The 9470-nt window shown below is 59.1% G+C and carries 7 protein-coding genes; 2 read left to right on the top strand and 5 right to left on the bottom strand.

All coding sequences use genetic code 11. The features are described from left to right. Positions 1-178: 178 nt before the first annotated feature. The 4 genes from PHT20_RS15635 to PHT20_RS15620 are packed head-to-tail and all read right to left on the bottom strand — an operon-like array spanning position 179 to position 5008. Complete coding sequence (locus tag PHT20_RS15635; protein ID WP_301021249.1) at positions 179-1462, bottom strand: replication-associated recombination protein A; 1284 nt, start codon at positions 1460-1462, stop codon at positions 179-181. Next, on the bottom strand, positions 1459-2346 hold the full coding sequence (locus tag PHT20_RS15630; protein ID WP_301021248.1) for a DMT family transporter: 888 nt from the start codon (positions 2344-2346) through the stop codon (positions 1459-1461). The genes PHT20_RS15635 and PHT20_RS15630 overlap by 4 nt, the downstream gene beginning before the upstream one ends. Before the next feature lie 33 nt (positions 2347-2379). After that, a complete protein-coding gene (locus tag PHT20_RS15625; protein ID WP_301021247.1) occupies positions 2380-3714 on the bottom strand; it encodes a glutamate-5-semialdehyde dehydrogenase in 1335 nt (444 codons plus the stop codon). 58 nt (positions 3715-3772) lie between these two features. After that, the gene (locus tag PHT20_RS15620; protein ID WP_301021246.1) at positions 3773-5008 is read right to left on the bottom strand and encodes an ATP-binding protein; all 1236 of its coding nucleotides are present in this window, start codon (positions 5006-5008) and stop codon (positions 3773-3775) included. Positions 5009-5244: 236 nt separating this feature from the next. Here PHT20_RS15620 and PHT20_RS15615 point away from each other — a divergent pair, with 236 nt between their 5' ends. Together PHT20_RS15615 and PHT20_RS15610 are read left to right on the top strand one after the other, a co-directional pair. Further along, a complete protein-coding gene (locus PHT20_RS15615) occupies positions 5245-7404 on the top strand; it encodes a UvrD-helicase domain-containing protein (RefSeq protein ID WP_301021245.1) in 2160 nt (719 codons plus the stop codon). A 136-nt stretch (positions 7405-7540) separates the two neighbouring features. Next, entirely contained in the window at positions 7541-8659 is a 1119-nt protein-coding gene (locus PHT20_RS15610) for a phospholipase A (RefSeq protein ID WP_301021244.1), read from the top strand. A gap of 10 nt (positions 8660-8669) precedes the next feature. Here PHT20_RS15610 and PHT20_RS15605 read toward each other — a convergent pair. Further along, positions 8670-9470, bottom strand: an 801-nt coding sequence (locus PHT20_RS15605; RefSeq protein WP_301021243.1) for a type II secretion system F family protein, incomplete at its 5' end; no start/stop codon positions are given.

The following is a 9470-nucleotide window of genomic DNA, read 5'->3' as shown; positions in this document are numbered from 1 at the left end:
GGTGTGATGCCTGCGACAGCCTTGTGGGCTTGGATTGGCTGTTAGCAATAAACCTGCCAACCCCTGCATTCAGGGCGCAAAGTGGTCAGGATTGTAGTCACGGGCTGTTTTGTCACAGGGCTGCAATGTGCCGGGTTTACCCTTGGCTCAAACTTGAATAAGCAAGGTTAACCACGCATCAGCGGGCTTGATGGTTGCGGTTTTTCAGGCGCTGCAATTTGTCGGCAATTTTGATCTCCAGCCCGCGTTCAACCGGCTGGTAAAAACCGGGGTCTGGCATGCCGTCTGGCAGGTAGCGCTCGCCTGCGGCAAAGGCATCGGGCTCGTCATGGGCGTAGCGGTAGCCTTTGCCATAGTCCAGGGTTTTCATCAGCTGGGTCGGCGCATTGCGCAGGTGCAGGGGCACCGGGCGGGTGCCGTCTTGCTTGACAAAGGCTTTGGCCGCGTTAAACGCCTTGTAGACCGCATTGCTTTTGGGTGCCACGGCCAAATACACCACGCACTCGGCCAGCGCCAGCTCGCCCTCTGGGCTGCCCAGGCGGGCATAAACGTCTGCGGCATCCAGCGCCAGCCGCAGCGCGCGGGGGTCAGCCAGGCCTATGTCTTCGCTGGCCATGCGGATCAAGCGGCGCGCCAGGTAGCGGGGGTCAGCACCGCCGTCCAACATGCGCACCAGCCAATACAGGGCGGCATCGGGGTCGCTGCCACGCACGCTTTTGTGCAGCGCGCTGATGGTGTCGTAAAACTGTTCACCCCCTTTGTCGTAGCGGCGCAGTTGCTGGCCCAGCACTTTCAGCAACCAGTCATCGGTGATGGTTTGGCGCTGTTCCTGAACCGCTGACACGGCCAGGGTTTCCAGCGTGTTGAGCAGGCGGCGGGCATCGCCATCGGCATAGCCCACAAGCCGCTCAATTGCTACATTTTCAATAGCTGGCAGCGCATGTTCTGCCTGTGCCAGAGCCACAATTTGCTTTAAATCGTCAGGAGTCAGTGCGTGCAACACGTAAACCGCTGCGCGTGACAACAAGGCCGAATTCACTTCAAACGACGGGTTTTCGGTGGTGGCGCCAACAAACGTGAACAAGCCGCTTTCCACATGCGGCAAAAACGCGTCTTGCTGACTTTTGTTGAAGCGATGTACCTCGTCCACAAACACCAGGGTGCGCAGACCTTGCTGCTGCGCCAGTTGGGCTTTGTCTACCGCTTCACGAATGTCTTTGACACCGCCCAGCACTGCGCTGATGGTGATGAATTGCGCCTCAAAGGCGTGCGCCATGAGCCGGGCGATGGTGGTTTTGCCGGTGCCAGGCGGGCCCCAAAAAATGCAGCTGTGGGGCTGGCCCGACTCAAACGCCAGCCGCAGTGCCATGCCCTCGCCCAGCAAATGCTGCTGCCCCACCACGGCACCCAGTGTGCTGGGGCGCAGGCGCTCCGCCAGGGGCATGTGGGTGGCTGCTGTCATGGGCGACCGCGCCAGGCCATCCATTCGTTGAACACCAGCGCCGCAATCACCAGCGTGCCGCCCGCCCACACGTTGTGCCCCGGCACCTCGCCCGCACCCAACCAGGCCAGCAGAATGCCAAAAATGACTTCAAGCAAGCCCAGCAAGGCCATTTCGGGCGCTTTGAGCACGCGGGCGCACACAATGGCCAGCGTGCACGGCAGAGCCAACTGCACCAGCCCCAGCAGAGCCAGCAGCGCCACATCGTGCCCAGAGGCTTGCAGTGGCCAGGCCACTGGCAAGGTGACGGCGGCAGACACCATGCCACCGATCAGCACCGCGGGAATCAAGTCCACATGCTGCCCGTGTCGGTGCGCATGCTGGTTGATTGTCCAGTTGGCTGCACCCCCTATGGGCACTGCCAGCGCAGCCAAGGCACCCAGCAAGTTGATGCCCTGTCCAAACTGGCTGCCATACATGTAAACCATACCCATGCCCGCCACCACAATGGCCAACCAGGTGCGCCGCTCAATGGTGTGACCAATGAAGAGCCGCGCACCCAGCGCGGTGAACAGCGGCATCAACGCGCTGATGACCAGCACATTGGCCACACTGGTCAGCGTCAAGGCCAGCATGAAAAAAGTAAACATGCCGGCCCACACCAAGCCTGAAGCCAACAGAAGCGCACCGCCCCGCCGCACAGCGGCCAGGGTGCCGCGGCCATGCATCAGCGGCAACAGCACCAGCAGGCTCAGTGCCGTGAAAAAGCTGCGCCAAAAGGTCACCTCAAAACTGCGTGCCTGCTCCAGGTGGCGTGTCACCACCCCAGCCATCGACCACATCAGGGTCACGCCCACCATCAGCAGCACCGCACGGCGGTGGGTCAATACAAATTTGGGGGTCATCGGGACAAGTTGAGCCGGCAGGGTGGCCAAGATTTAACCTCGCACTTCGCCCTGCCCGAGCACCACGTATTTGAGCGAGGTCAGGCCTTCAATGCCAACCGGGCCACGGGCGTGGAATTTGTCGGTGCTGATGCCAATTTCAGCCCCCAGGCCGTACTCAAAGCCGTCGGCAAAGCGCGTGCTGGTGTTGACCATGACGCTGGCCGAGTCGACCTCGCGCAGGAACGCTTGCGCGTGCAGGTGGTCGCGGGTCAGGATGGCATCGGTATGGTGGCTGGAATACTGGTTGATGTGCGCAATGGCCTCATCCACATCCGCCACCACTTTGATGCTGATGATGGGTGCCAGGTATTCTTCAAACCAGTCAGACGCTGCCGCTGCCACCAAAATGGGTTGCTGGGTCACTCTGTTTTCAATAGCTGCTTGCGCTGGTAATACAGGCGCTAGAGGCCAATTTTGCTTAAAAATTTCCAAGGCTTCTTCGTCACAGCGCATCTCAACGCCTTTGTCCGCATAAATCTGGCCAATCAACGGCAAGAACGCTGCGGCCACACCGCGCGCCACCAGCAAGCTCTCGGTGGCGTTGCACGGGCTGTATTTGTTGGTTTTGGCGTTGTCGGCCACTTTGACAGCCAGAGCAAGGTCACACGGGTCGTCCACGTAGGTGTGGCAATTGCCGTCCAGGTGCTTGATGACAGGCACTTTGGCCTCGCGGCTGATGCGCTCTATCAGCCCCTTGCCGCCGCGCGGAATGATCACGTCCACATACTGCGGCATGGCAATCAGCTCACCGACCACGGCGCGGTCGGTGGTTTGCACCAGTTGCACCGCATTGGCCGGCAAGCCCGCGGCCACCAGCGCCTGCTGCACCAGTTTGGCCAGCGCTTTGTTGGAGTCAATGGCCTCCGAGCCACCCCGCAAAATGCAGGCGTTGCCGCTTTTGATGCTTAAAGACGCGGCCTCAATAGTGACGTTGGGACGGCTCTCAAAGATCATTCCAAACACGCCTATCGGCACCCGCATTTGCCCCACGCGTATGCCGCTGGGCTGCTCCCGCATGCCCATGATCTCGCCAATCACATCGGCCATGGCTGCGAGTTGCTCACAGCCTTGGGCGCAGGTTTCGATGACCTTGGGGGTGAGCTTGAGGCGGTCAACCATCGGCGCGACCAAGCCAGCGGCCACGGCACGATCAATGTCTTTGGCGTTGTCGATCTGCAGCGCCTGCACGTTGGCGCGCAGCAATTCGGCGAGTTGCTTGAGCGCTTTATTTTTAATAGCTGCTGGCGCTTTAGCCATAAGGGCTGAGGCCTGTTTTGCTTGTGAACCGAGGGTTTGAGTGTAATCGGTGAGGTGAAGTGCGTGCATGGGGAGGGTGACTTGGGGTCGAGAGTCTTAGTGTCTTATTCTGGCAGAGTTGGGCGACTTAAAGCGCAGCCGCTGGAATCGCCAAAATGCGTTCATCCAACCAGCGTGGGCGTTCGTCATTGTTGATCACCAGCCCCAGTGGACAGTCGTGGACATTGACAAAATCCGCTAGCGTTCGCAAAGCGCGCCTGTCAGACTGCGGTGTCAATTTGATCTCTACCGGCAACAGCTTGGAAGGGCCAAATGCCCCTTCCAGAATCAAGTCAACTTCTGCGCCACTGCGGGTGCGGTAGTGAAAAGGCGTCACATCCATACCAGCGTTCTCAAACCCACGCAATAAAGTTTCCACCACCATCCCCTCCCAAGATTTGCCCACGACGGGATGGGTGATCAACATGTCAACATCGGGAATGCGCAAAAGCCGATGCAACAGTCCGCTGTCGCGTAAAAAACCTTTGGGATGTTTGACCGCTTGCTTTGCAGCAGAGCGATCCCAGGCTGGAACATGCCGCCACAAAAAGGTATCGTGCGCAATACTCAACCAGTCACGAACAGTCGGTTCACTCACCCCCAACGTTCGAGCCATATCGGCATTGTTGAGAATATTGCCTGAGTGCTGGCTAAGCAAGGTAATGAACTGCCGAAATCGATCTCGATTCAAAGTGGGAAACAAGGCACCAATGTCTCTGAGCAAATAGGCATCAATATAGTGGCGCTGCCACAGACTGCGAAATGCGTCATCGCCACTCAGCCAAGGTTCAGGGTAGCCGCCCTGAAACCAATAGTCACGCACCTGGTGCACCGTCAACCGTGCCACAGCTGCCGCATGAATTTGCGCCAGCGGCGCGCCTGAGGCCAACATCGGGTACAGGGGCGAGGGTGGCAATTGCCATGCCTCCGACAGGCTCAAGGGTGCCATCTCCAGACGCGCCATCCGGCCAGCCAGACTTTCTGAAATCTGCTTGACCAGCTCTGGTGAACTCGAACCCGAGAGCACAAAACGGCCTTTTCTGCTTCGATCGCGGTCTATCGCCACGCGCAGGGCAGCAAAAAGGGGGGGTGCTAGCTGCGCCTCATCCACCACAACCTTGCCGGTATGCAAGCGAAAAAACAAATCAGGGTCAGCCAGCAGTTGCTGCCGATCCGCGGAATTTTCCATGTCAAAGTGCTGCCACTCAGCACCAAGTGTGTTCAGCAGGGTTGTTTTGCCGCACTGCCGCACGCCGGTCAGTGCCACACAGGGGAAATGTCCCAAAAGGGTTTGCAAGTGGGATTGAATGTGCCGGTCAATCATATATGCAATTTCTAAAGTTCAAATTTATTAATTACAGTATTCTAACTTCAGTAGGACTTACGCAAAATTGCTCCAGCTAGGCGCCCCGACGCAGGCAGTACAAGCGTACGGCAAGTCGGGGCAACAACGCTGGAGCGGTTTTGCGTAAGTCCTGTTCAGACTATCAGACCCTGGCAGCAACATTACCCTGTTCCCGCATAGGTATGATTCGCCCCTTCGGATCAGTCTTCCCTGCCATGTCTTCCCCCTCCACCAACACCGGCCTGAACCTGGCTCAGCAAGAAGCTGTGAACTACATGCATGGCCCGTGCCTGGTGCTGGCCGGTGCTGGCTCGGGCAAAACACGCGTCATCACCCACAAAATTGGGGGCTTGATTCGCGCCGGCGTGCCGGCCAAACGCATTTTTGCCATCACCTTCACCAACAAGGCCGCCGCAGAAATGCGCGAACGCGCCCGCAGCCTGGTGGGGCGTGCCGCCAAAGACGTGGTGGTGTGCACTTTTCACGCCTTGGGCGTGCGCCTGCTGCGCGAAGACGGTGCAGCGCTGGGCTTGAAGCCCAATTTTTCGATTTTGGACAGCGACGATGTCCACAGCATTTTGAAAGATGCCGGTGGCAGTGTGGACGCGGCCACCGCACGCAGTTGGCAGTGGGCGATCAGCCTGTGGAAAAACCAGGGGCTCAATGCCGCTCAGGCCAGTGCCCAAGCCAGCAACGACAGCGAGCGCATCGTGGCCAAAGTGATGGCGCACTACGAAGAGCGCTTGAGCGCCTACCAGAGCGTGGACTTTGACGACCTGATCAGCCTGCCGTTGAAATTGCTACAAAATCACAAGCACGTCAGGCACAAATGGCAAGCGCTGGTGGCCCATATTTTGGTAGATGAATACCAAGACACCAACGCCACGCAATACGACATGCTCAAGCTCCTGGTGGGGGGCAAAGACCCGGCGCAAGCGCGTTTCACCGCCGTGGGTGACGATGACCAGTCAATCTACGGCTGGCGTGGCGCCACTCTGGACAACCTGAAAAAGCTGCCGCTTGACTTTCCCACACTCAAAGTCATCAAGCTGGAGCAAAACTACCGCTCAACCTCAGCCATTCTTCGTGCCGCCAACAATGTGATTGGCCCCAACCCCAAGCTCTACCCCAAAAACCTGTGGAGCGACCTGGGCGAAGGCGAGCCGGTGCGGGTGGTGGATGCCGACACCGAAGAGCACGAAGCCGAGCGCGCCGTGGCACGCATTCAAAGCCTGCGCGCCAGCGGCCTGAACCAGGCTGGGCCGCAGTTCAAAGAATTTCGAGATTTTGCGGTGCTGTACCGCGCCAACCACCAGGCCAAAGCGTTCGAGAAAGCGCTGCGCAAGGCGCAAATTCCCTACAAGGTCTCGGGCGGCACCAGTTTTTTTGACCGTGCCGAAATCAAAGACCTGTGCGCCTGGTTCCGGCTGTGGATCAACAACAACGACGACCCGGCCTTTTTGCGCGCCGTGACCACGCCCAAGCGCGGCATTGGCCACCAAACGCTGGGGGCGCTGGGCGACTTTGCGTCCAAATACAAGGTCAGCATGTTCGAGGCACTGTTTTCGGCCAGCCTGGGCGCTGTCATTTCTGGCAAAGCGCTGGGCAGCCTGCATGAATTTGGCCGCGAAGTGAACGACCTGGAGTTCCGCGCCCGCCACACGCTGGGGGCTGAAGCCGCCAAAACTTTTTTGCTGGACTGGCTCAAGGCCATCGGGTTTGAGCAGTATTTGGTAGAGGGTGAAGACAGCGACAAAGTGGCCGCCGCGCGCTGGGGCAATGTGATTGATTTTGTCGACTGGATGAGCGGGCGCTGCGGCGGGCAAGTGGAAGATGCCTCAGGGGTCAATGCCGCTGGCGAGGTCAAATCCCTGCTAGAAGTGGCGCAAACCGTGTCGCTGCTGTCGACTATTCAAGAGCGCGAAACCGACCAAAATGTAGTCACCCTGTCAACGCTCCACGCCGCCAAAGGGCTGGAGTGGCCGCATGTGATGCTGGTGGGCGCGACCGAGGGGATGTTGCCGTTTCAGCTGCGCGACACCCCCGAGTCGGCCGATGCAGGCAAGGCCTCGGCCGCCCAGCGTGCGCAAGCCCAAGAAGCAGCCAGCGCCAGCCTAACCAGCCATTTGCAGGAAGAGCGGCGCCTGATGTATGTGGGCATCACCCGGGCACAACGCAGCTTGGCCGTGAGCTGGACGCGCAAGCGCAAAAAAGGCCGCGAGATGGTGGCCGCGCAACCCAGCCGGTTCATTGCCGAAATGGGGCTGGATCAGGCCACGGTGAAAGAAGACCCGCGCGAAAAACTCCGGGCTTTGCGCGCTGAGTTTGCGCAGAAGGCGGCTGACAGCGCAGCGCGTGCCCAAATGCACCCTTGACACACGCTGCCCCCGACATCCGGCACATTCATTAACACACCCAACAGCTTGCGCTGGTTTCGCCGCAGCGCGGTCTCTCATGAATTTCTATCGTATTCTACTTTTTATAGCAGTCAGCGCAGCATCTGCAACCTCTTTGGCCAGCAATGACAATGAAAATTCAGCATCTGTGCAAGCTTCGGGTTGGCAACAGTGCCAAGCCTTGAGCAGTGACGACAACGCGCGTTTGCGCTGCTTTGACAACTGGTCTGCACAACAAGCGCCCACGCCCTCCCATCCGCCAGAGGGCAGTTTGGTAAGCCTGCCTGGCGTGGATAAAACCCAACCCACGCTGCCTGCACCATCCACGCGCCCGATCATTTTGACGATAGAAACACCGCCTGTATCGCACTGCAAAGATTTGCAGTTTTCCGAACTCTCGCGCTTTTGGGAGCTTGAATTGGGCAGCGACTGCGGCACCTTTGGTATTCGCGGTTTTCGGCCGATTTCTTTGAGTGTGATTGGCTCAGACAGCGTCAACACCCAACCCACCTCGTCCAACCCAGCCAACAACGCGACCCAGGCTGTGCCCTACAGAAACACCGAGACGCGCATGAGCTTGTCGGTACGCACCAAAATCGCCCAAGGCTTGCTGACCCAAACCGAGCCTCTCAAGCGCGACTCGCTCTGGTTTGGCTACAGCCAGCAGTCGAACTGGCAAATTTTCAGCGGTGACCTGTCGCGCCCATTTCGCACCACCGACCATGAGCCCGAGCTGATCTACATCTACCCCGCTGATGCCCCTTTGCCCGGCGGATGGCGCTTGCGCTACGGCGGCCTCAGCCTCAACCACCAGTCCAACGGCCAGCCGCTGCCGTTTTCGCGCAGCTGGAACCGCAGCATTTTGATGGCGGGCATGGAAAAAGGCCAAGCGTTTCAAGTGCAAGGCAAGCTCTGGTACCGCCTGCCTGAACCCGCCAGCAGCGACGACAACCCCGACATCGCCAACCTGATAGGCCGTGCCGAAGTGGCTGGTTTTTGGAACATAGATGCGCAAAACACCTTGGGGCTGACGCTGCGCCACGCGCTGCGCGCCCATGCCAATGGCTCAGTCAAGCTGGAATGGCTGCAAAAACTCGGTAGCAGCGGTGTGCAGGGCAGTCAAAGCGGCCTGCGCTTGCACACCCAGCTGTTCAGCGGCTATGGTGACAGCCTGATCGACTACAACCGTCGCCGCACCGTGCTGAGCCTGGGGTTGAGTTTGGTGGATTGGTAACCGCTGCGCCCTACTTCACCAACTGATTGAGTTGAATGATGGGCAGCAGCACAGCCAACACGATCAACATCACCACCAGCCCCATGGCCACAATCAGCAGGGGCTCCAGCAGCGTGGCCAGTTGCATGGCGCGGCGCTGCACCTCGGTGCTGAGCTGCTTGGCGGCACGCTGCAACATCACAGGCAGCTGGCCGGTTTGCTCACCCAGGCGGGCAAACATCGACAGCAGCCCCGGAAAGCGTTTTTTTTGCGCCAAGGCCGATGCCAGTGGCGCGCCTTCACGCACCAGCACCAGGGCATCGAGCGCATCGGTGCGCATGGCGCGGTTCGACAAGGTTTCAGCCGCCGCTTGCAGGGCTTTCAAAATCGGCACACCGGCCCCGGCCAACATAGCCAGCGTGCTGGCAAAGCGTGCCGAGTTGTAGCTGCGTGACATCTTGCCCAGCAGCGGCAGGTTCAGCCAAGCGGCATCAAATTTTTCATGGAATTGGGCATTCGCCAAGGCCATGCGTGCGCCAAATGCTCCAAATACAATAGCAATCAGCATCAGCCAGCCATAGCTGCGTACAAAACTGCTCACACCCATCATCAGCACGGTTAAAAACGGCAGGGCGCGCTTGCTGCCAGCAAACACATGCGCCACTTGCGGCACCACATAGGTCACCAAAAACAGCACAATGACCACGGCCACCAGCGACACAATGGCTGGGTAAAGCGCCGCACCAAGCAGTTTGGACTTGAGTGCCTGCTGCTCTTCCAGGTCATCCGCCAGGCGCTCCAGCACCAGCCCCAAGTTGCCGCTTTGCTCACC

The sequence above is a fragment of the Rhodoferax sp. genome (assembly GCF_028715765.1).
In the GTDB taxonomy this organism is placed as follows: domain Bacteria; phylum Pseudomonadota; class Gammaproteobacteria; order Burkholderiales; family Burkholderiaceae_C; genus Rhodoferax.
This window is presented reverse-complemented; position numbering and strand designations above follow the sequence as displayed.

Excerpts from the sequence above, each read along its gene's own strand:
- PHT20_RS15635 (WP_301021249.1), bottom strand. The coding sequence starts at position 1,462 with ATGACAGCAGCCACCCACATGCCCCTGGCGGAGCGCCTGCGCCCCAGC.
- PHT20_RS15630 (WP_301021248.1), bottom strand. The coding sequence starts at position 2,346 with ATGACCCCCAAATTTGTATTGACCCACCGCCGTGCGGTGCTGCTGATG.
- PHT20_RS15625 (WP_301021247.1), bottom strand. The coding sequence starts at position 3,714 with ATGCACGCACTTCACCTCACCGATTACACTCAAACCCTCGGTTCACAA.
- PHT20_RS15620 (WP_301021246.1), bottom strand. The coding sequence starts at position 5,008 with ATGATTGACCGGCACATTCAATCCCACTTGCAAACCCTTTTGGGACAT.
- PHT20_RS15615 (WP_301021245.1), top strand. The coding sequence starts at position 5,245 with ATGTCTTCCCCCTCCACCAACACCGGCCTGAACCTGGCTCAGCAAGAA.